18 protein-coding genes and 2 tRNA genes are annotated in these 22,304 nt (G+C 51.7%); 9 read left to right on the forward strand and 11 right to left on the reverse strand.

Annotation, left to right across the window (positions count from 1 at the left end):
* Nucleotides 1-8 precede the first annotated feature (8 nt).
* The gene (locus MXMO3_RS10570; protein WP_117395843.1) at nucleotides 9-1,685 is read right to left on the reverse strand and encodes a formate--tetrahydrofolate ligase; all 1,677 of its coding nucleotides are present in this window, start codon (nucleotides 1,683-1,685) and stop codon (nucleotides 9-11) included.
* A 176-nt stretch (nucleotides 1,686-1,861) separates the two neighbouring features.
* Between MXMO3_RS10570 and MXMO3_RS10575 the strand changes: the two genes are divergently transcribed.
* The 5 genes from MXMO3_RS10575 (at nucleotide 1,862) to MXMO3_RS10595 (ending at nucleotide 6,297) form a co-directional block, all read left to right on the forward strand.
* Entirely contained in the window at nucleotides 1,862-3,388 is a 1,527-nt protein-coding gene (locus tag MXMO3_RS10575; RefSeq protein WP_117395844.1) for a cryptochrome/photolyase family protein, read from the forward strand.
* Between the two features lie 257 nt (nucleotides 3,389-3,645).
* A complete protein-coding gene (locus MXMO3_RS10580) occupies nucleotides 3,646-4,281 on the forward strand; it encodes a Pr6Pr family membrane protein (protein ID WP_117395845.1) in 636 nt (211 codons plus the stop codon).
* 51 nt (nucleotides 4,282-4,332) lie between these two features.
* Nucleotides 4,333-4,752: a helix-turn-helix domain-containing protein gene (locus tag MXMO3_RS10585; RefSeq protein ID WP_342773337.1), complete on the forward strand. Its 420-nt coding sequence runs from the start codon at nucleotides 4,333-4,335 to the stop codon at nucleotides 4,750-4,752.
* Nucleotides 4,749-5,057: an ArsR/SmtB family transcription factor gene (locus tag MXMO3_RS10590; protein ID WP_162889220.1), complete on the forward strand. Its 309-nt coding sequence runs from the start codon at nucleotides 4,749-4,751 to the stop codon at nucleotides 5,055-5,057. Before MXMO3_RS10585 ends, MXMO3_RS10590 begins: the two co-directional genes overlap by 4 nt.
* A gap of 67 nt (nucleotides 5,058-5,124) precedes the next feature.
* Nucleotides 5,125-6,297: a serine hydrolase domain-containing protein gene (locus MXMO3_RS10595; protein ID WP_117395847.1), complete on the forward strand. Its 1,173-nt coding sequence runs from the start codon at nucleotides 5,125-5,127 to the stop codon at nucleotides 6,295-6,297.
* Nucleotides 6,298-6,334: 37 nt separating this feature from the next.
* On the opposite strand, the gene MXMO3_RS10600 is transcribed toward MXMO3_RS10595, so the two are convergent.
* From MXMO3_RS10600 to MXMO3_RS10615, 4 genes are all read right to left on the reverse strand, one after another.
* Nucleotides 6,335-6,622 carry a hypothetical protein gene (locus tag MXMO3_RS10600; RefSeq protein WP_162889221.1) on the reverse strand — a complete coding sequence of 96 codons (288 nt, stop codon included), beginning with the start codon at nucleotides 6,620-6,622 and terminating at the stop codon, nucleotides 6,335-6,337.
* Nucleotides 6,623-6,841: 219 nt separating this feature from the next.
* Nucleotides 6,842-6,932: transfer RNA gene (locus tag MXMO3_RS10605), tRNA-Ser, on the reverse strand.
* Nucleotides 6,933-7,003: 71 nt separating this feature from the next.
* Nucleotides 7,004-7,972, reverse strand: coding sequence for a quinone oxidoreductase family protein (locus MXMO3_RS10610; RefSeq protein ID WP_117395849.1), 969 nt, complete (start codon nucleotides 7,970-7,972; stop codon nucleotides 7,004-7,006).
* A complete protein-coding gene (locus tag MXMO3_RS10615) occupies nucleotides 7,973-8,710 on the reverse strand; it encodes a TerC family protein (RefSeq protein WP_117395850.1) in 738 nt (245 codons plus the stop codon).
* Between the two features lie 137 nt (nucleotides 8,711-8,847).
* Between MXMO3_RS10615 and MXMO3_RS10620 the strand changes: the two genes are divergently transcribed.
* Entirely contained in the window at nucleotides 8,848-10,017 is a 1,170-nt protein-coding gene (locus MXMO3_RS10620) for an FAD-dependent monooxygenase (RefSeq protein ID WP_117395851.1), read from the forward strand.
* A gap of 39 nt (nucleotides 10,018-10,056) precedes the next feature.
* Here MXMO3_RS10620 and MXMO3_RS10625 read toward each other — a convergent pair whose 3' ends face one another.
* The 3 genes from MXMO3_RS10625 to MXMO3_RS10635 all read right to left on the reverse strand — a co-directional run bounded on the left by MXMO3_RS10625 (nucleotide 10,057) and on the right by MXMO3_RS10635 (nucleotide 14,655).
* Nucleotides 10,057-10,707 (reverse strand): invasion associated locus B family protein, encoded by a 651-nt coding sequence (locus MXMO3_RS10625; RefSeq protein ID WP_117395852.1) that lies wholly within the window; start codon nucleotides 10,705-10,707, stop codon nucleotides 10,057-10,059.
* 162 nt (nucleotides 10,708-10,869) lie between these two features.
* Complete coding sequence (gene mfd / locus MXMO3_RS10630; RefSeq protein ID WP_117395853.1) at nucleotides 10,870-14,361, reverse strand: transcription-repair coupling factor; 3,492 nt, start codon at nucleotides 14,359-14,361, stop codon at nucleotides 10,870-10,872.
* A gap of 3 nt (nucleotides 14,362-14,364) precedes the next feature.
* Nucleotides 14,365-14,655 (reverse strand): FAD assembly factor SdhE, encoded by a 291-nt coding sequence (locus tag MXMO3_RS10635; protein ID WP_027835352.1) that lies wholly within the window; start codon nucleotides 14,653-14,655, stop codon nucleotides 14,365-14,367.
* Nucleotides 14,656-14,790: 135 nt separating this feature from the next.
* On the opposite strand from MXMO3_RS10635, the gene recG reads away from it, so the two are divergent.
* Nucleotides 14,791-16,914, forward strand: coding sequence for an ATP-dependent DNA helicase RecG (recG, locus tag MXMO3_RS10640; protein ID WP_117395854.1), 2,124 nt, complete (start codon nucleotides 14,791-14,793; stop codon nucleotides 16,912-16,914).
* 1 nt (nucleotide 16,915) lies between these two features.
* Here recG and MXMO3_RS10645 read toward each other — a convergent pair whose 3' ends face one another.
* The 3 genes from MXMO3_RS10645 to glmU form a co-directional block, all read right to left on the reverse strand.
* Nucleotides 16,916-17,656, reverse strand: a complete 741-nt coding sequence (locus MXMO3_RS10645) for a DUF502 domain-containing protein (protein WP_084634188.1) — start codon at nucleotides 17,654-17,656, stop codon at nucleotides 16,916-16,918.
* A gap of 78 nt (nucleotides 17,657-17,734) precedes the next feature.
* Nucleotides 17,735-19,561, reverse strand: a complete 1,827-nt coding sequence (gene glmS / locus MXMO3_RS10650) for a glutamine--fructose-6-phosphate transaminase (isomerizing) (protein WP_117395855.1) — start codon at nucleotides 19,559-19,561, stop codon at nucleotides 17,735-17,737.
* 9 nt (nucleotides 19,562-19,570) lie between these two features.
* Complete coding sequence (gene glmU, locus MXMO3_RS10655) at nucleotides 19,571-20,908, reverse strand: bifunctional UDP-N-acetylglucosamine diphosphorylase/glucosamine-1-phosphate N-acetyltransferase GlmU (RefSeq protein WP_117395856.1); 1,338 nt, start codon at nucleotides 20,906-20,908, stop codon at nucleotides 19,571-19,573.
* A gap of 136 nt (nucleotides 20,909-21,044) precedes the next feature.
* Between glmU and MXMO3_RS10660 the strand changes: the two genes are divergently transcribed.
* Both MXMO3_RS10660 and MXMO3_RS10665 read left to right on the forward strand, forming a co-directional pair.
* A complete protein-coding gene (locus MXMO3_RS10660) occupies nucleotides 21,045-21,965 on the forward strand; it encodes a hypothetical protein (RefSeq protein ID WP_117395857.1) in 921 nt (306 codons plus the stop codon).
* Between the two features lie 92 nt (nucleotides 21,966-22,057).
* Nucleotides 22,058-22,133: transfer RNA gene (locus MXMO3_RS10665), tRNA-Lys, on the forward strand.
* Nucleotides 22,134-22,304: the final 171 nt, after the last annotated feature.

Consider the following 22,304-nt stretch of genomic DNA (forward strand, 5'->3'; position numbering starts at 1 on the left):
ATATTGCCTTAGAACAACCCCTCTATTTGACCGGCCTCATCCAATTTGATCGCTTCTGCCGATGGTACTTTCGGCAAGCCTGGCATGGTCATGATTTCACCGCAAATTGCCACGATGAACCCCGCCCCTGCCGATAAACGCACTTCGCGCACTGGAATCGAATGTCCTGTCGGTGCGCCACGTTCGTTTGGATCTGTCGTGAAGGAATATTGCGTTTTCGCCATGCAGATTGGCAAGGCGCCATATCCCGCTTTTTCCCAATTTTTCAATTGCGTTGCGATTTTTTTATCAATCACGACCTCATCCGCACGGTAAATCTCTTTGGCGATGGTTTCAATTTTTGCCGCAAGACCCAAATCATCGGCGTAAAGCGGCGCAAATTGGCCTTCGAAATTATCGATCATGTCGACCACATGCGCTGCCAGGGCTTTTGTTCCCTCTGAGCCATGCTCCCAATGCTGGCACAAAATCGCTTTCGCGCCTTGTCCTTCAACATAGGCTTTAAGAGCTTCAACTTCTGCATCAGTGTCGGTCACAAAGTGATTGATGGCAACGACGGCGGGCACTCCAAACTTTTTGATGTTTTCCAAGTGGCGTCCAAGGTTGGCACACCCTTTTTTGAGCGCCTCAACATTTTCACCGCCCAACTCGTCTTTGGCCAAGCCGCCATTCATCTTAAGGGCGCGCACCGTGGCCACCACGACCACCGCGTTGGGCGATAGCCCCGCCTTGCGACATTTGATGTCAAAGAACTTTTCTGCGCCCAAATCGGCGCCAAAGCCTGCCTCCGTGACCACATAGTCAGCGAGTTTTAGTGCTGTTTTGGTGGCGATAACAGAGTTGCAGCCATGGGCAATGTTGGCGAACGGGCCACCGTGAATAAAGGCGGGATTGTTTTCCAATGTTTGGACAAGGTTGGGCTGCATGGCTTGTTGTAACAACACAGTCATGGCGCCATCTGCCTTGATGTCACGGCAATAAACTGGCGTGCGGTCGCGACGATAGGCAACGATGATATTGCCCAAGCGCCGCTGCAGATCTTCCAGATCTTCTGCCAAACAAAGGATGGCCATGATTTCGGATGCCACTGTGATGTCGAACCCGGCTTCCCGAGGGAAACCATTGGTGACACCACCCAGCGATGTGACGACCGAACGCAAGGCGCGATCATTCATGTCCAACACCCGCCGCCATGTAATGCGACGCACGTCAATTTCTTCGGCATTGCCCCAATAAACATGGTTGTCGATCATGGCTGACAGCAGATTGTGCGCCGATGTAATGGCGTGAAAATCACCGGTGAAATGGAGATTGATGTCTTCCATCGGTACGACTTGCGCATAACCGCCACCAGCGGCGCCGCCTTTCATGCCAAAGCATGGGCCGAGCGACGGTTCACGAATACAAATTGCTGCGTTTTTACCGATGGCATTTAGCCCATCGCCCAAGCCCACCGTGGTGGTGGTTTTGCCTTCCCCCGCAGGGGTTGGGTTGATGGCAGTGACCAAGATTAACTTGCCATCCTCTTTATTAGCTTGGGATTTGATAAACTCTTGAGAAACTTTGGCTTTGTCATGTCCAAAAGGCAAAAGATGGTCCGATGGAATGCCAAGTTTTTCACCAATTTGCGCAATTGGTTGCTTGCGCGCTGCCCGCGCGATTTCAATATCTGATTTATATGTCATTTCTGTCCCCACAGATTTTTTGAGCCGATTAAACGCGTTAGAACTGTAATTGTCTAGCCCACCAATGCGCACAGCCGAGTTACTGCGGGTAATCCTTTGCCTGATCTGTCTTTGCTGCCCTCGCGTAGTCAAAGCAACAGCCATAAACTTGCTCAATTCGATCTCAAGGACCACCTATGCGCAACCTCATCTTGATTCTCGGTGATCAGCTTTCGCACGACATCAGCAGCTTGGCTGAGTTCAATCCGGCTCAAGATCATATTTTGATGTGCGAAGTGTGGGATGAAGCGACTTTTGTAAAGCACCACAAAAAGAAGATCGCATTTCTATTTTCAGCCATGCGGCATTTTGCGAAGGAGCTTGAGGCAAAGGGGCTTCCGACAAGCTATGTTCAGCTCGACGATGCCAAGAATACCGGATCGTTTTCTGGCGAGGTGAAACGGGCTATTGATCGGTTTTCGCCTGACAAAGTGGTTGTCACCTTTCCCGGTGAATATCGCGTGTTGGAAGAGATCAAATCTTGGTCCAAACGGTTCGATATTGACGTGGATATGCGTGAGGATGATCGGTTTTTCGTGTCGCCAGACTGGTTCAGGAAATGGGCCCACGGGCGCAAAAGCCTGCGGATGGAATATTTCTATCGCCAGTTGCGGCAAGACAATCGGATATTGATGGATGGTGACAAGCCCGAAGGCGGCAGGTGGAATTATGACCAAGAAAACCGCAAGCCGCCCAGCGATGGCATGGATGTGCCCGCGCCCTATCGTGGGCAGATTGATGAGATAACTCAGCGATGTATCGCGCTGGTGGCAGACAGGTTCGGCGATCATTTCGGCAATCTTGAACCGTTTTGTTTCGCCGTCACCCGCGACCAGGCGCTTTATGCCTTGGATAAGTTCTTTGAAGAGCGGTTCGGCCGGTTTGGTGATTATCAGGACGCGATGATTCAGGGCGAACCCTGGATGTTTCACAGCCACATAAGCTTTTATCTCAATTGCGGGTTGCTCAACCCGCGTGAAGTGGTGAAACGTGCCGAATTTGCTTATTATGACAGACAAGCCCCCCTCAATGCGGTGGAAGGTTTTATCCGGCAAATCTTGGGCTGGCGCGAATATGTGCGCGGCATTTATTGGCTGAAAATGCCTGAATATGCTGACGAAAATGCACTGGAGGCGAAGCGGAACCTGCCGTGGTTTTTCTGGACGGGTGAAACGCAAATGAATTGCTTGCGTCAGTGCATTCTGGAAACAAAAGAAAATGCATATGCCCATCATATTCAGCGTTTGATGGTGCTGGGCAATTTTGCCTTGCTGGCGGGTATAGATCCGAAACAAGTCAATGAGTGGTACTTGATTGTCTATGCCGATGCATTTGAGTGGGTCGAGCTGCCCAATGTTACGGGGATGATCCTATATGCGGATGACGGAATGCTTGCCAGCAAGCCCTATGCGGCCAGCGGTGCCTACATTAATCGCATGTCTAACTATTGCGAGAATTGCTCCTATAAGGTGACGCAGAAAAACGGGCCAAAGGCCTGTCCTTTCAACTATCTCTACTGGGACTTTTTTGCGCGCAATCAGGACAAGCTGAAAGGCAATCCACGCCTTAACAATGCATATGGCACGCTCAACCGCATGACCGATGAAAAGCGTAATGCGATCTCCTCCGATGCCGAACGGTTTCTGAGCCAGCTTGATAACTAGGCAGCTTGCCCGGCTGCGTTGGGAGGCTCATTTATGCCAGTAATCAGAATACAACATTTTTCACATCTTGCCGGACGACCCGCCGCTTTGGCCGGAGAATCGGAGGTTGATCTTGAGTATGATGAATTGCGCTAGTTGGCGGCAGCCAACTCTCACCAAATGCAACGGCTTTTCTTCGTGCACGAACAAAAACGGAGCTTGCGCAAGGCGCCATCCCGGATAAACTTTGCAAAGTTTTATTAGTTTGGAAAATTGAGATGTCTGGTGTTTCGCGCGTTTTGTCTTGGTTCGGTGTTTTTGCAGGCTTTTGCTTCCTGACGCTACAATTTATCATCACCATTCAGGCTCGGCTGGAACTCGGTGACAATCTGCTTGGTGCGTTATGGTTTTTGCTGACGTTTTTTACCGTTTTGAGCAATATCGGCGTATTGGCAGTGCACATTTCCGCCCGCTTTGATTGGCCGCATTTTGCGTGGTTTCGGCGCGCTTATGTGCGCACCATGTTGGCCGTGCTGATCTTGATTGTGATGGTTGTTTATCATTTGGTGCTTGCCCCCTTGTGGCAGCCAAAAGGATTTTTCGCCGTCGCCAATATCGGCCTGCACTATATAACACCTCTAATCTATCTTGGCTGGTGGACACTTTTCCGTCGTGAACACGCCGCAAGCTTTGGTGATATACCTGCTATGCTCCTTCCACCCGTGCTGTATTTGATTTGGGCCATGGCGCGTGGTCTTGCGATTGGGGAATACCCCTACCCGTTTTTGGATATGGCAGAACTCGGATTTGGCCGCACCGCGCTGAACAGCGCTGCATTGTTTTTAACCATCGGCCTGCTCTATAGCCTGTTTATTCTTTTGGAAGGGCGATTGCCGCGGGCAAAATCACTTTAGCTCTGCATCCAAACTGTATAAGCTCTAGTTCAAGTGAACTGGAGCTTGTTGATGATTGATATTGCCCAACTGTCTAAAAAGACGGGCCTGCCCGCCTCCAAGCTGCGCTATTATGACGAAATGGGGCTCATTCAGTCCGTAGGCAGGAAAGGATTGAAGCGCTTGTTTGATGCGGACGCTGAAATGCGGTTGTCACTTATTGCGTTGGGCCAGAATGCCGGGTTTTCGCTGGACGAAATAAAAGACATGTTCGGTGCGAGAGAAAGTGTGAAGATAGATCGCGGAAAGCTTCAAGATAAAGCGGAGCAATTGGATCGGAAAATTGAAAAGCTAAAGGCCATGCGAGACGGATTGCGTCATGCAGCGGAGTGTCCGCATGAAGACCATTTTCAATGCCCAACTTTTCAACGTCTTATGAAAGTGGCCAGTGCACCGCGGCACAAAACGCAGAGATCGGGACGGCAGTTATGATGTATAATCTCAATAATTCGAGCGGAATTGACCCCGCCTTTTTGGAATTTTGCCAAGCACTCGCCAACAAAAACCGCCAGCGGATTCTGTTCGAAATCTTCACGGACAAGAGTGAACATAAAGTGGGCGAAATTGCTGAAAAGTCGGGCCTTGCCATTTCCACGGTCTCTGAGCATCTGACTCAGATGAAGAAAGCGGGCATTCTCACCTCGCGACGTGTGGACAATGTTGTGTTCTATAAAGTCAATAAAGAAGGCATTTCGCATTTTTTACGCCATATTGAGACCTGGCTGACCTGCTGTTGAGTTAGGGTTGCAATTCATTCAAATATCTATTATTTCGTATTTTCCCGAAATTACGAATGGTATAGGTATGAGCAGGTTGTTGGTTGGCACTGTGGTGGTTCTTGCCGCCATTGTTTTTGGCATTTGGTCGCTTTATCTGGAGCCTAAGCTCACACTATTTTCTCCTGAACAACGCCTGCACCATTTCGCACATATGGAAAAAGTGTTTCCCAGTCGCACCATCAAGGCAGGTGACATTAGGCATGAGTGGACAGTTGCGTTGCGGGATATTGCTGCAAATTATCGGTTCGACGGCACGCAACGCCAGCGCGAAGAGTTTCTCACGCGCACCAACTCAACATCGCTGCTGGTGATCAAAGATGGCACGATTGTGCATGAGGAATATCGGTATGGATTTGATCAGCAGAGCCGTGCAACCTCCTTCTCCGTCGCTAAATCCGTGGTCGCGACTCTGATGCAAATTGCGCGGCAGGAAGGCAAAGTCGATAGCTTTGACGATCCGGTGGTGAAATATCTGCCGGAGATGGCTGAAAGCGGATTTGCCAGCGCCAGCCTTGAGCATGTGCTCAACATGTCTTCCGGCATCGCGTTTAGTGAGGTCTATGAAGATGAAAGCGCTGATAGCTACACCATATTCGAACGTCTATTCCTGAAGTTCCAGCCGTTAAAAACGGTGACGGCAAGCTATGGCAGCCAAAATGTGCCCGGTGAGACGTTTTACTATGCCAGCATAAACACACAGCTATTGGCGCAGGTGCTGATGGCTGTTTATGACAATAGCCTCAGCGAGCTCGTTGAAACGAAGCTGTGGCAGCCGCTCGGCATGGGCAATGATGCGGCATGGAACACCGACATTTATGGCACAGAGATTGGCTTTATGGCGCTCAACGCCACACCGCGCGACTTTGCCCGCTTTGGCCTGATGATCAGTCAGATGGGGCGCCTGGGCGATGCTCAAATCGTCGATGCCGATTGGATCGATTACATCCGCACCGCACCAGAACCCTATCTACAGCGCGGCCAAATCTATGATGCCTGGGGTTATCACCATCAATGGTGGCTACCAGAAGGCAGCACCCAAGACTTCACCGCCATCGGCATTTGGGGCCAGATGATCTATATCCACCCGGAACAGCAACTCGTGATTGTTAAAACAGGCGCGGACCCTGATTTCCATGACCATGAGATTGAAGCCATTGCGTTATTTCGGGCGATTGGGGAAGAACTGACGGTGGAGTGATCTGGCAATAGAAAGTGTGAGCTGTCTTGATGTCAAATTAACTGGAATGCTTAGCAACCCAATCACGGGCGTGCTGCAAAATTTCTGAATTGAGATCTCTTATTATTTGATCAAATCCAGCTTTTTTTCGCACTAGTTCGATGGGGCCTTCCATAAGATCATCATAGCTCAGGTAGATACCAATCAAGTGCTCAATTCCATGTGAGTCACCCAAGCAATGTTCACTTTTAGAGTGAAAATCATATTCGAAATAAATTCTGTCGAATAAACCTACTAAGCCATCCAAAGGAGCAATTTTCTCGTTTGCAATATCTGTTAGCCGCAATTTAAGAATCTGCCCAAACACCCTGCTGCATCAAATCATCAAGGTAGCCCAAAACTATGCTTCTATCGATGTGATTGAAATACATCATTGCAGCTTCATAGCTTAATCGTGCTTCGATGATGCCTATACCGTTGTTTTAGCCATCATAAAACTAAATCTACCGTCACATCGTACGGAGAAGCGTTGTTTCAAAGCCAAAAAATTTCGGAAAAAGTAACATGGCGGGTGGGGAGGGATTCGAACCCCCGGAACGCTTGCACGCTCGCCGGTTTTCAAGACCGGTGCATTCAACCAGCTCTGCCACCCACCCGCAATGTGAGAGGTGATCTATCGCACCTTGCGGTCAGTTGCAAGGGCTTAAAGACCAATCTCTTCAAAATTTTACGGCAAAATAATTGTCGAGCCCGTAGTTTCTCGATTTTCCAAGGCGTTATGGGCTTTCGCAATGTCTTTCAGTGCAAATTTTTGCCCAATATTGACCTTCACAATATCCTTTTCAATCACGTCAAAAAGCGCGTTTGCGTTGTTGGTCAGCTTTTCGTAGGTGCCTGTGTAGGCAGCAAGAATCGGCCGCACCACATGTAGCGCGCCTTTGCGGGCCAAAATGCCGAGATCGGGGATCGAAACGGGTCCCGTTGCGTTGCCGTAAGACACCATCAGGCCATGGGGTTGAAGACAATCCAAACCACGTTCAAACGTGTCCTTACCCAAAGAATCATAGACGACGCGCACGCCCTTCCCGTCAGTGGCTTCACGCACTTTTTCCACAAAGTCATCCTTGGACGAGTTGATCACCACGTCACAGCCATTCGCTTTAGCGAGCGGCATCTTCTCATCAGAGCCGACCGCGCCGATCACCTGGCCGCCCAAATGCTTACCCCATTGGCAAAGAATTGAGCCAACGCCGCCTGCTGCGGCCTGCACAAACATGGCGTCACCCTTTTTCAACTCATAGGTGAGGAAAAGCAAATAATGCGCTGTTAGACCTTTTAAAAGTGACGCTGCGGCAACCTCATCTGAAATCGATTCTGGAATAGGCACCAGCTTTTCAGCAGGGATGTTGCGATGTGTTGCGTATGAGCCAATGGCCCCGCAATAGACCACACGATCTCCGGGCTTGACGTTGGTGACGCCCTCGCCCACCTGCTCGACCACGCCCGCGGCTTCCATGCCGGGCGTAAAGGGCAGTTCTGCCGGATACAGCCCGGTACGGAAATAGACATCAATAAAGTTGAGGCCAATGGCGGTATGGCGCAATTGCACCTCGCCCGCTCCCGGTGCCTCTAGTTCGAAATCCACCAGATTGAGTTTTTCGCTTCCGCCTGTTTCGGCGACGACAACCTTTTGCATTTATGCTTCTCCCGCTTTTATTTTCTTTTTGCGAATGTTGATCAATATATTGATGCTTTCAACGCCTGTGGCGAATGCCATGGCAAAATAGATATAGCCCTTCGGAATGTGAAAGCCGAGGCCATCTGCCACCAGCGACATGCCGATCAGCAGCAAGAAAGCCAGCGCCAGCATTTTGGTGGTGGGATGTTCGGCAATAAACTTTGAGATGGGGATCGAGCCGATATACATCACAAACATGGCAATGGTGACGGCCGCGACCATCACGGGCACATGCTGTGCCATGCCAATGGCGGTGACGATGGAATCAACCGAAAACACCATATCGATAATGATGATTTGGCCAATGATCGCCATGAATGTTGCCGACGCACCCGCCTTTTTTAAGCTTTCGCCGCCCGGGTCTTCCACCGCGCCGTGAATTTCATGTGTGGCTTTGAACAAGAGGAACAAGCCGCCCCCGATCAGAATCACGTCGCGCCAGGACACCTCATGCTCGAAGATGGTGAACAGCGGTGTGGTCAAGCCTATGATCCACGCCAGCAGCACCAGCATGACAATGCGCGCGACCAGCGCCAGCGCCAGCCCAAATTGGCGCGCTTTGTCGGCCTGTTCTTTGGGCAATCGAGACACCAAAACGGAAATAAAGACAATATTGTCGATGCCCAGGATGATTTCCATCGCGGTCAACGTGGCCAAACTTGCCCATATCGCTGGATCAGATATCCATTCCATTATGTGCTACCATCCAAATGTTCGTCGTGATGCTGAGAATAGATCAGGCAGGCAGAATGTCCATGGGCGAAATGCGACAATTTCACATTGGCCAATCGGTCGACAATCCTTCATACTTGCTTGAAATGATAGGATAAACGATGGCCGAATACGATATAGCACTTGTTGGTGGTGGATTGACAGGCGTGGCGCTGGCTGGGCTTTTGAAAGCGCGCGGCAAATCAGTGGTTCATTTTGCCCCGGCGATGGAAAAGGATTACCGCACCTCTGCCCTAATGATGCCAACGGTGGAATTTTTGGCGCAATCGGGGCTTTGTGAAGACCCGGACAGTTTGGGCTATCCCCTACGGCAAATCCGCATCATTGATGCCACACAAAGGCTCTTGCGCAGCCCCGAAGCGCTGTTTGATTCCAAAGAAATCGGGCGTGAACAATTTGGCTATAATTTCCCCAATGCCGACCTTTTGGCGCATTTCCAAAAAGTTGGAGAGGGCAAGGATGGGCATATTGATCAGATTGACGCGCGTGTCGGCCTGATTGAGCGGAGAGATGATCTATTTGTCATCACCGATTCCCATCAACAAGAGCATCACGCACGGTTGCTGGTAGGCGCAGACGGCAAGAAATCGATGGTGCGCCAACATTTTGGCTTCGCCTATGATGAAGAACCGTTCGAGCAATCGGCATTGGTTTGCGACTTTGAATTTGAGCGGTCAATTGGTGATTGTTCCATCGAATTTCACTATGAAAACGGTCCGTTTACGCTGGTGCCCGCGCATAACAACAAAATCAACCTGGTCTGGCTGGACCGGCACAAGGTGCTTAACGACACGATGGGGTTGAGCGATGAGAAATTTGAACAGCTGTTGGCCGAAAAGGCACATCATTTGTTTGGCCATGCCAAGCTATTGAGCAAACGCTTTGTTTTCCCGCTCACCAACATCCATATGCGCACGGCAGGCAAGGATGGGGTTGTGCTGGTGGGGGAAGCCGCCCATGCCTTTCCACCGATTGGGGCGCAAGGTCTTAATTTGGGGCTGCGCGATGTGGAATCATTTATTGAGGCGCTGGACGAAGTGGCACCCGCGGGCACACCAATAAGTGCATCAGCCGCGCGCAAGATCAGCGATCGCTATGCCGCAAAACGCACAGCAGATTTGATCAAAACTAGCGGATTTGTGGACGGCCTGTTTAAGTCGCTCCTGTCGGACTTTTTGCCTGCACAAGCGCTGCGACTGTCCGGCCTTTGGGCGCTAAAAACAATGCAGCCCCTGCGTAAACTTGCCTTTAAAATAGGAATGGGGCGCTAAGAGCGCCCCAAAATCCAAATTCTCGATGTCCGTGAAACTCTAGTTTCCGGAATTTTCGGCTGGCTGATCACTGCCCTCGCCTGATTTTTCCTTGCGCAATTCTTCAGCCACGCCTTGCAATTGTTGCTCAAGGGCATTTTGGCCAGAAGTTTGGGCCTGGAATTCGGCAGGAGTGAAATATGTGTCACCTTCATAGACGGCGGTGAAGCCAGAAAGATTCACATCAACCACCAAATCTTTGTTGGCGCGGTTTTTCGCCGAAAGCTTCAACTTGGCGCCGCGTTTCAGCGCACCAATGAAGGCTTCGTTGACAACCAACTGCCCTGTGCACTTGGTCGGATCACATGTCACGAAGGGCATGCGGATTGGTTTGGTGTTGTCCACTTGCCACGTCAAACCGAAGGGCAACAAAACTGCCAATGGCATCTCCGCAATCGCGAGAAAACGGTTTTCGCCAGAAGGATCGTCGCGCAATGTGAAAGCGCCAATCTTGTTTCCGCCCTTGTAAACCACTTGGCGCACGATACACGCCAAATCGCCTGAGCTTAATTTGTCACACACTTTCAGCCAGTTATCTTCTGGCTTCCGCTCTTGTTGTTCCGCGTCTTGTGCAAACGCGCCGCCAGCTAGTGACATGGCCAACATGCCGGCTGCTGCAAGTTTTGCACCTGACTTCATAATATTGAGCATAACGCACCCTAATTGTTTCGCGAGCACGTGGATGGCTCGCGTTTTCAGTTCCACCCTATTGACGTTCTAAATCGGGCAATAACATGACAAAAGCTGCATTCATACAGGTTTTGTCAAAAATGGTTTCTGCCCGCGTGTAACGCCCCCGGTTCAAATCCCCGCCTATCCTTGCTCAGCCAGTTTGGCCAATTGCGACAAAATTCGCGCCGCACCTGTCAACTTTTTGTTGTTGTCAGGCCAGTTGCGGGCAAAGACAAGCTTTTGATCCGGGCGCACTTTAGCTTTTTCTGCTGGATTTGCAATAAGTTGCACAAGTAAAGCTGGATTTGGAAACTCACCATTGCGCAACGTGATCACAGCCCCTTTCGGTCCCGCGTCCACTTTTTCGACATTGGCGCGGCGACAAAGGGACTTAACCAGCACGATTTTGAGCAGATGTTTGACCTCTTCCGGCAACGGGCCGAAGCGATCGATCAGCTCGGCACCGAAGGCGTCGATCTCCTGCGCCTCGGTCAAATCGCCCAAGCGTCTATAGAGTTGCATGCGTACTTGCAGGTCTGGCACATAGGCTTCTGGTATCATCACTGGCATGCCCAATGAGATTTGAGGCGACCACTGGTCTTCCACCTCGTCATCTTCGGCACCTGTCTTGAGCTGCGCGACGGCCTCTTCCAGCATGGCTTGATAAAGTTCAAAGCCAACTTCTTTGATGTGGCCCGATTGCTCTTCACCCAAAATATTACCTGCACCGCGGATATCGAGGTCGTGGCTGGCCAATTGGAAGCCCGCGCCCAAACTATCGAGCGATTGCAGCACCGACAGTCGCCGTGTGGCCGTATCCGTGAGTTTTTGATGCGCTGGCGTGGTGAACAAGGCGTAGGCGCGCACCTTCGACCGCCCGATCCGCCCACGAATTTGGTGCAATTGCGACAAGCCGAAATTGTCGGCCCGGTGCACCACAAGTGTGTTGGCGGTAGGGATGTCCAAGCCCGATTCGACGATGGTGGTGGCGACAAGAATGTCAAACTTGCCATCGTAAAAGGCGTTCATTATGTCATCGAGTTCGCCGGGAGACATTTGGCCGTTTGCCACCACGTAGCTGACCTCAGGCACATGTTCGTCCAAGAAACGGGCAATGTCCGCCTGGTCCTTAATGCGAGGCACCACATAAAAGCTCTGGCCGCCGCGGTATTTCTCGCGCAACAAGGCTTCACGGATCACCAAACTATCGAACGGCATCACGAATGACCGAACAGACAAGCGATCAATTGGCGGTGTCGCCAAAATTGAAAGATCGCGCACGCCGGTGAGTGCCATCTGCAGGGTGCGGGGAATCGGCGTTGCCGACAGGGTCAGCACGTGTACGCTCGACTTCAGCTCTTTCAGGCGTTCTTTGTGCCCGACACCAAAATGCTGCTCTTCGTCAATCACCAACATGCCAAGGTCGTGGAATTTGATGCTTTTGCCCAACAATGCGTGGGTGCCGATGACGATATCAACGTCACCGCTGGCGATCCCCTCTTTGGTGGCTTTCAGCTCTTTGGCAGAAACCAAGCGCGATGCCTGACGCACGCGCACGGGCAAATCGGCAAACCGTTCTTTGAAGGTCTTATAGTGCTGCCGCGCCAACAATGTCGTCGGCACAACCACCGCGACTTGCTTGCCAGTCATGGCAACGGCGAATGCTGCGCGCAGAGCAACTTCAGTTTTGCCGAAGCCCACATCGCCGCAAACCAGCCGGTCCATGGCGCGACCACTGGTCAAATCTTCAAAAACAGAATCGATGGCATTGAGCTGATCGTCGGTTTCCTCAAACGGAAAGCGGGCGCAAAACTCTTCATAAAGACCCGTCGTGGGCTCGATGACATCGCCTTTGGTGAGTTCTCGTGCGGCGGCGACTTTAATGAGTTGCTCGGCCATTTCGCGAATGCGTTGCTTGAGCTTTGATTTCTTGGCCTGCCACGCGACGCCGCCCAATTTGTCGAGCACGCCAGCGCCACCTTCAGAGCCATAGCGCGAAAGCAACTCGATGTTTTCGACCGGCAGATATAGGCGGTCGCCCTTGGCATATTCGATTTCCACGCAATCGTGCGGCGCGCCTGTCACTTCAATGGCTTTCAACCCGACAAAGCGACCGATGCCATGGTCCACATGCACCACCAAATCGTCAGCGGCCAAACCGCTGGCCTCTGTGATTGCTTCGGCCCCTTTTTTGCGCTTGCGGGACCGGATAATGCGTTCGCCCAAAATATCCTGCTCGGACAGCACATAATGGTTTTTGGTTTCAAAACCCGATTCAAGGCCCAGCACGATGAGGCCAATGGCGTTTTTGCTTAAATCTTCAGCCTGCTGCCAGAATTGGATCAGTTTTAGGTTTTCATGCTCGTGATCTTTGAGCACTTGCGCCATGCGATCGCGCGTACCTTCGCTCCAACAGGCGATAACGGCACGCTTGCCTTCGGCCTGCTTGGCCTTGATGCGATGTAAAACCGCCTCAAACACATTGGTGTCTTTGGCTTGTCGCTCTTGTGAGAAGTTGGCAACCAACTGTCCATCAAGAGAGGTGATTTCAGCGTCGGGTCGTTCAAGGGTTTGAAATGGCGTTACTTGATAAAGCTTGGTCCCCAGCCATTCGGTCGTATCCGTTTGCAAATCGTACAACAAATCCGGTGGCAGAGGCTTGTACGGCGCGCCGCCGGTTTGCGGTTCGCTTAGTGCTTCGTGGCGGGCTTCATAATAATCGGCAACTTGCACCATGCGTTCAGCAATGGATTGGCTGACCTGATCATCCAATATCCATGTCGCCTCGCCAGTGAAATCGCCCAAATTGCCCATTTCGCTATAAAAGAAGGGCAACCAATGCTCCATGCCCGCGAAACGTTGTCCGGCGCTGATCGCTGCATAAAACGGATCATTTGCCGTGTCGCCGCCAAACTGACGGGTATAGGCCCGGCGAAAGTTGGAAATAGCCTCGGGCGTGAGCACAACTTCGCTCATCGGGACCAGTGCTGCTGAGCGTTGCTGCGCTAATGTGCGCTGGGTTTCAGGATCGAAGGTGCGGATGGTTTCAAGCGCTGCGCCAAAAAAATCAAAGCGCAAGGGCGCCTCTGCCCCCGCCGGATAAAGATCGACCAAGCCACCGCGCACGGCAAACTCGCCCTGTTCGCGTACAGTTGGCACCCGCAAATAGCCATTGACGTTTGCCCATTCGATCAGTTTTTCGGTGCCGATATTTTCGCCGACTTTGAAGAACAAGGCGAATTGATTGATCAATGATGGCGGAACAGTTTTCTGTACGATCGCATTGACAGTAGTCACCACGACTTTGCCGCCATTTTTGCCCGGCGCCAATTGCGCAAGTGCGGTCATTCGTTCCGCCAAGACGGCTGCGTTGGGGGATACGCGGTCATAAGGCAAGCAATCCCAAGCGGGAAACAGCAATACCTCATGGTTGGGGCAAAGATGGCGCAAATGATCGGCCATTTTTTGCATGCGTCGCCCATCGCGCGCGACAAAAACGGTGGCCGGGTCGTTCGGCGCCGCTGCTTGCAAGGCTTCAAGCTGTTGGCTCACGACAATGGGTTGCATGCCATCGGGCACGCCGCAAAGATATTTGCTGGGTGTCAGGCTGAAGTTGTCGCTGTGATCGGCCATAAGTTAGGCTCCCGAACCAACCTTTTCGCGCTGGTAGGCGATGATCATGTCCAGCAATTCACTATCCTGGCACTGCGTTGTGCCGGGTTGCCCAATGATCCATTGATAGAGATCCGCATCGGTTTCGTTCATCAAAATTTCCAACCGATCAAGCATGGAAGAATCAAAATCTGCAACGCGCGCGTCAACAAACCCACCCAGGATAATATCCATTTCTTGCGTGCCGCGATGGTGGGCACGATATTTGATGCGCTTGATGCGATCTGTGTTGGCTTGGTCGGTCGTGCTGCTCATTGCATCACCTTGTCGGAACGAATAGAAAAATGAACGCCTTCAATACGATCAATCATTGGATTTGTCAGCATCCAGATTGATTTTTTTGCATGTATAGGCTGATGTGGACGCACTTGTTCTCATTTGTGAACAAATATGGAAGGAAAATGGGTGGCCCGGCCGCAACAACTCAACCCGCTTTTTGCATCGGTCAAAAAACTCAAGGGAATCGGTCCGCAGTTGGCGCAGACTATGGCGCGCTTTTTTGGTGCGCCCGAGGGGCAAGATGCCATTTTACTGGACTTGCTGATGCATATGCCGGCAGGCATTGTCGATCGCCGACATCAGCCGGGCGCAGCCTTCGCGCAGCCGGGGGCGATTTCGACATTTTTGCTGACCATTGATCAGCACCAACCGCCGCCGCGGGGCAATAAGCGCCTGCCCTATCGCATCATCGCCCATGACGACACTGGCGAGATCATGCTCACCTATTTTGCGGGACGTGCCGCATGGCTGGAGAAACTCTTGCCTGAAGGTGAGCAACGCTACGTGTCTGGCATGGTGACGGCCTTTCAGGGGCAAAAGCAGATCAACCATCCGGACTTTGTGGTCAAACCTCATCAATTTGATCAAATGCCGCTGGTGGAGCCGGTTTATCCGCTCACCCAGGGTTTGAGCGCCAAGAAACTGCAATCCGCGGTGAAAGACACGTTGGCTGCGCTGCCCGATCTGGCCGAGTGGGTGCCGGAGACCCGATTGACATTGAATGGGTGGCCCAGCTTTGCCGATGCGATGCGCCAAACTCATGCCCCAACCACGCCAGGCGATGCGGCGCTGGATGGCGCTGCGCGGGCGCGGATGGCATATGATGAATATTTGGCAGGGCAACTGACACTACAAATTGTGCGCTCTACCCTGACCCGTGAGACGGGTATCGCCCGCGAATTTACCGGCGCTTTGGCGGACAAGGTGCGCACGGCCCTGCCCTTCAGCCTTACGCCTGGCCAAGAAGCAGCGCTGGATGACATTTATGTCGATCTGCGTCATCGCAGAAAAATGGCGCGATTGATCCAAGGTGACGTGGGTGCGGGCAAAACCGTTGTTGCCCTGATGGCGATGGCGGCTATGGCGGAAAGTGGGGCTCAAAGCGCCTTGATGGCCCCCACCGAAATTTTGGCCACGCAGCACTATCATTCCATTTCGAAGATTTGCGATCAGGTCGGACTTAAAGCGGCACTTTTGACTGGGAAGATGCCGCAAGGCGAACGGCGGGCAATTCAAGAAAAGATTGTCGCGGGAGAAATTGATATTGTTATTGGCACTCACGCCCTGTTCCAATCGAGTGTTGAATTTGCTCATCTGGGCTTGACGGTTGTGGATGAACAGCATCGATTTGGCGTGCACCAACGCTTGGCGCTTTCGGACAAGGGCCGCAAGACAGAACTGTTGGTCATGACCGCAACGCCTATCCCGCGTACGCTGGTTTTGACCCACTTTGGCGATATGGATGTGAGCCTGCTCACGGACAAGCCGAAGGGGCGACAGCCCATTGATACGGCCATTCTTTCAGAGAAAGACTATGATCGGGTGGTCTCCAGGCTTGGCCAACGCATGGCCGATGGGGTGCAAGCCTTTTGGGTGTGTCCTTTGGTGGAGGAATCCGAACACCTCAACGCCACTTCAGCGGAAGACCGGTTTAAAGCGCTGGACCAAGCCTTCCCTGGGCGCGTTGGGCTGGTGCATGGTCGCATGGCCGCCGCGGATAAACAGGCTGTGATGGAGCGGTTTGCCGCAGGTGATTTGCAGATATTGGTGGCGACGACGGTAATTGAAGTGGGTGTTGATGTACCCAATGCCACCATCATGATTATTGAACATGCCGAACGGTTCGGCCTATCACAATTGCATCAGCTCCGCGGTCGTGTGGGCCGTGGCAGCAAAAAATCGGCCTGCCTGCTGTTGCATGGTGAGAATTTGAGCGAAATCGCGCAAAAGCGGCTGGAAACCATCAAAGAAACCGAAGATGGCTTTAAAATCGCCGAGCGCGATTTGGAATTGCGCGGCGAAGGCGATTTGATGGGCACGCGCCAATCCGGCATGCCGGGCTATCGCATAGCGATTCCGGATTTCCATCGTGACTTGCTGGATATGGCCCATGAAGATGCCTCGGATATCATCGAAGCCAACCCGGGTTTAACGGGTCCGCAGGGCGACGCTGTGCGGGCATTGCTTTATCTATTTAGAAAAGACTTGGCGATTCCACTGCTCAAGGCGGGCTAGGTTAGCTCGCCTTGGTGTTTTCCTCGCGCACTGTTTCTTCGGCCTCTTCCGCCAATTCAGCCATCTTGGCCTGATATTCTGGAGACACAAGGCCAGCAGAGATCACCAGCTTTGCGCCATCTTCAACTGACATATCCAAGACATTGATGTCTTTGCGCGGCACGAACAGCAAGAAGCCAGAGGTGGGGTTAGGCGTTGTCGGCAAGAACACACTAATAATGTCTTCGCCATCGACTTTGTCGGCCACCTCGCCCTTGGCGGTAGTGGAAATGAATACCAATGCCCACAAGCCAGGACGTGGGTATTGAATCAGGCCGACTTGCTTGAAGTTTGAATGGCTTTGGCTGACAACTGTTTCGAAGATTTGCTTTAGGCCGCGATAGAGAATCGAGACAAACGGCATGCGGTGCAAAATGCTCTCGCCAAACTGCACCAGCGTCCGACCAACCAGGTTGGCGGTTAAAAAGCCGAGAAGCACAATGGCAATAAACGCAATGACCAGCCCAAAGCCCGGTATTGCCACTGGCAAATAGGTGTCAGGGTTATATTGCGGTGGGATCAGCGGTTTGACGAAATCATCGACAATGCGAATGATCGACCACGTGATATACATGGTCAGCCCGATGGGCGCCGCAATCACCAGACCGGTCAAAAAATAGTTTGTTAATCTGCGGGCTGGCTTTGGATGATGGCCATGATCCGCGTGATCGTCACTATGCTTTTTATCATTCTTATCGTTCATCATAGAAACCTATATAGACCGTCGAATCCGCAATACAACGGCTTTAGCGCATTTTGTTGCGTTTACGAAGTGCTGTCATCACTCAACCGTCACCGATTTGGCAAGATTTCGGGGCTGATCCACGTCCGTCCCCATAAATACGGCTGTGTAATAGGCCAGCAATTGTACCGGAATTGCGCAGATAATTGGCATCACAAATTCGTGGGCATCGGGCACAATAATGATTTCGTCGACGTCGTCACCAACGGATTTTGCGCCGGCTTCGTCGGTTATGAGAATAATCTTACCCCCCCGTGCCGCAACTTCATGCATGTTGGAAATGGTTTTGTCGAACAAATCATCCGACGGCGCCACCACAACAACCGGCAGTGTTTCGTCAATGAGCGCAATTGGACCGTGTTTCAACTCACCCGAAGCATAGCCCTCGGCATGAATATAGGTGATCTCTTTCAGCTTTAGAGCGCCTTCCATGGCGATGGGGAATAACGATCCACGGCCGAGATAAAGCACATCTTTGGCCTTAGACAATTTATGGCTGATTTGATCAATTTTTTCTTCTGAACCAAGTGCCTTGGTGATCGCACCGGGCAATTTGGCCAGCATATCGACAAGCTCAAACTCTTGAGCCTCTGAAATATGGCCGCGCTGGCGACCAGCCGCAATTGCCAAAGATGCCAACACGGACAATTGCGCTGTTGTGGCTTTGGTTGAGGCCACGGAAATTTCAGGGCCGCACAAAATGGGGAATACAATATCGCTTTCACGGGCAATAGTGCTTTCCTGCGCGTTGACGATGGATGCGATGTGCTGGCCATTTTCTTTGCAATAGCGCAATGCAGCCAGCGTATCCGCTGTCTCACCAGACTGCGAAATGAACAGTGCTAAACCGCCAGCATCCATTGGCGGTTCGCGATAACGAAACTCGGACGCCACATCAACTTCCACGGGCAAACGTGCATATTTTTCAAACCAATATTTGGCCACTAGGCCCGCATAATAGGCCGTGCCACAGGCTGAAATGGTCAAACGGTTGAGCGACTTAAAATCAAAAGGCAGCTTGCTTGGCAGCTTCACTTTACCGTTGGCCAAATCCAAATAGTGTGATGCTGTGTGGGAAATCGCGTCGGGCTGCTCATAGATCTCTTTGAGCATAAAGTGCCGGTGATTGCCTTTATCCACCATGCTCACGCCCAATTGCGTTTGTGCCATGGCCCGTTCCACCGGCTGTCCTTCACGATCAAAGATACGCGCGTCATCTTTGGTGATGGCAACCCAGTCGCCTTCTTCCAAATAAGTGACTTTGTTGGTGAAAGGCGCAATGGCAATGGCATCGGATCCGAGGATCATCTCGTTTTCGCCGTGGCCGACAGCTAATGGTGCGCCTTGACGAGCGCCGACAATCAGATTGTCTTCGCCTTTGAACATCATGGCGAGGGCAAATGCCCCCTCGAGCCGCTTGATCACACTGGCCGCCGCATCGAATGGTGCCATGCCGCGATCGAGTTCGCGGGTGACCATCAGCGCCACAATTTCGGTGTCAGTTTCAGAAACCGGCTTATACCCGTCCTTATCCAACTCTGTTTTCAGCTCACGGAAGTTTTCAATGATGCCATTATGCACAATCGCCACGCGATTTGTGGTGTGGGGGTGGGCATTTGCCTCGGTCGGCGCGCCATGGGTTGCCCAGCGTGTGTGGCCGATGCCAATCGTGCCATCCAACGGTTCGGCTTCCAAACGTTCGCGCAAATTGGTCAATTTGCCCGGGGCACGGCGGCGGTCGATTCGGCCATCTACTGACGTGGCCAGGCCAGCGCTGTCATAACCGCGATATTCAAGCCGTTTTAGCGCATCTACAATCCGATCAGCAACCGGTGTCGTGCTAACAATCCCTACAATCCCACACATATAGTTTTCCTAATTCTTGTCTTCCCACCGCGCTCGAATGCGGGTGGCATAGTTTTCTTTATTGACCTGGCGCGCACGACCGATCGCCAAGGCATCTTTTTCTACATTCTCAGTCACCACTGAACCGGACGCCACATAGGCACCATCAGCAATGGTCACAGGCGCAACAAGGGCGCTATTCGAGCCGATAAAGGCATTGTCACCGATTTCGGTGACAAATTTGTTTTTCCCGTCATAGTTGCAGGTAATGGTGCCTGCGCCAATGTTGGTTGCTTTGCCCACTTTGGCATCACCAATATAGCTGAGATGGTTGAGCTTTGCGCCCTCGCCGATTTCAGCTTTTTTTGTTTCAACAAAATTGCCGACCTTTACGCCAGCCGCCAGATTGGTGCCCGGCCGCAAACGGGCATATGGCCCAATTTGCCCCGCTGGCCCCACATGAGCGCCCTCTAAATGAGAAAACGCTTGAATATGAGCACCTTTTTCTATGCTCACACCCGGCCCGAACACCACATTGGGCTCAACAATCACGTCATTTTCAATCTGCGTATCATAGCTGAAAAACACTGTCTCCGGCGCAACAAGTGTAACCCCCTCTTTCATAAAGTGGGCGCGGCGCGCTTGTTGGAAAATGCGTTCAGCCTCGGCCAGTTGGCCACGATCATTGATGCCGAGCACCGTCATAAAAGGACATTCGACGCTGCGCACTTTAAGGCCCTTGGCATTTGCAATCTCAATCGCATCCGTGAGCAAGAATTCACCTTGCGCATTATCATTCTTGATCTCATCGATGACCGTGCGGAGACATTCGGCCTTAAAACCAATAATGCCGGAGTTGCAGAATTTGATTTTGCGCTCTGATGGGGTGGCGTCTTTCTCTTCCCGGATGGCCTTTACTTGACCATGTTCAACCAAGATTCGGCCATATCCAAACGGTTCAGGCGTTTGAAACCCGACAACGGTTAAATCTGCGCCAGCATTTAGCGAGGCAATGGCATCTTCAATCACGTCAGGTGAAACAAGCGGGGCATCGGCCAACAGCACAATGACGTTGCCTTGGAAATCTTGCCACGCCTCACGCGCCGCCATGACGGCATGTCCCGTGCCCAATCGTTCCGCCTGTATCGATGAGGTGATGTGGCTATCCACAGATTTGGCATAATCGCGCACATGATCATGATTGGGGCCGACAACCACATGGCGGACCGTCGCGCCTGCCGCAGCGCAAGCAGCCAAAACATGCCCAATCATGGGCCGCCCACCAACTTTGTGCAGCACTTTTGGCGTTTCCGATTTCATGCGCGTGCCTTCGCCTGCGCCCAAAACAATCGTCAAAATATCGGTCATAAAAGCCTGGTCCCCACCCCTTTTAAACACTTCAATTGGGCATATGCCACGAATGTGTTGGCAAAATGGTAAATTATGTCAGCATTAGCAGTTGTGGTTAATAGTTTGATTCGCAGCTCTTTTAGGGAAAGTAGTGATGACAGAACAAGAACTCAATCAATTTAAGCAATCGGATATGCGATTGTGGGGGGTTGTTGCGGTTACTGCTTTGACGACCATGTTGGTCTTTTCTTCCGCCGGCCTTTTGTTGCCCAAGGGCTGGAACAACATACTCAAAGAAACCCCCAATAATCTCGGCACATTGGCGCAAGTGCAATCTGAATTGCGCGCGATGCGTATGGAATTTGCTGCGATCAAACGCGAGTCGAATGTTGCGGACAGTCGCCTCAACTTAGGCGAGGAAAGCAACAGTTTTGTTTCAAAGCGCGTGAGGGCCCTTGAAGCAAGCATCCCAATCCTTCTTGAGGCACTGCCTCCGGGCGCACAAGTGGATAAGAACCTGATCACAGCATCCATCAACCAGGCCAATGGCGAGGAGATTATTCGCTTTGACGATGATTTGAAGGTGTCGCGCTCCTATCTTTTTGAAAACCTGCCCCTTGCGGAACGTGCGCCGCCAGAAATGCAGCAAGATCTACCAGAAATTGTCGCCAGCATTGATGGCAATGCGGTTCCAACTGAAGTCATGCAAGATGCAGGAGATGGCGCAGAAAACCAAACTCTCGATGCTGTGGACCCGCAAACCACTGCCAGTATCGACGCAATGGCAGCCTTGCCTGAGACTGATCTTACCTATGGCGTGATTTTGGGACCGAAGATCGATAAGAACAAAGCGCAACTTAATTGGCTCAATATCAAATCAAACGTGGGTACGCTGTTACTCGGACTGGAGCCAAAAATGATTCCTGTGGTCAACGAGTCGGAAAAAATTCAACTCGTGGTCGGTCCATTGGACGCCAAAACAGATGCAACGCAATTGTGCCGCGAAATAATTCGACAGGGCTATGTGTGTGAAGCAGGCGGATTTGATGGAATTCCGCTGGAAGATTTGGGCTGATTTACAAAAAAATCCGAAAGTTGAAATATTGTGGTTGACACAAGCGCGAATAAAACTATTGTCCGCGCTGTTCGCTGATGAACACCGCTCTTGTGCCCGTAGCTCAGCTGGTAGAGCATCCGACTTTTAATCGGACGGTCGAAGGTTCGAATCCTTCCGGGCACACCAACCTTTTCAATGACTTATTATTAGAGATTTGGTTCAATGCGCTGGCCGCTTATTGGCAATTAGCGCGATGAAAACTCGGCGTTGAACACCTAATGCCTGTTGTCTAGATTGTGCTTGGTAAACACCGATTTGTACTGATTGTGCGACCATAAGGCACACAAAAACATACTG

Origin of the sequence: Maritalea myrionectae, assembly GCF_003433515.1 — a bacterium.
Classification (GTDB): domain Bacteria; phylum Pseudomonadota; class Alphaproteobacteria; order Rhizobiales; family Devosiaceae; genus Maritalea; species Maritalea myrionectae.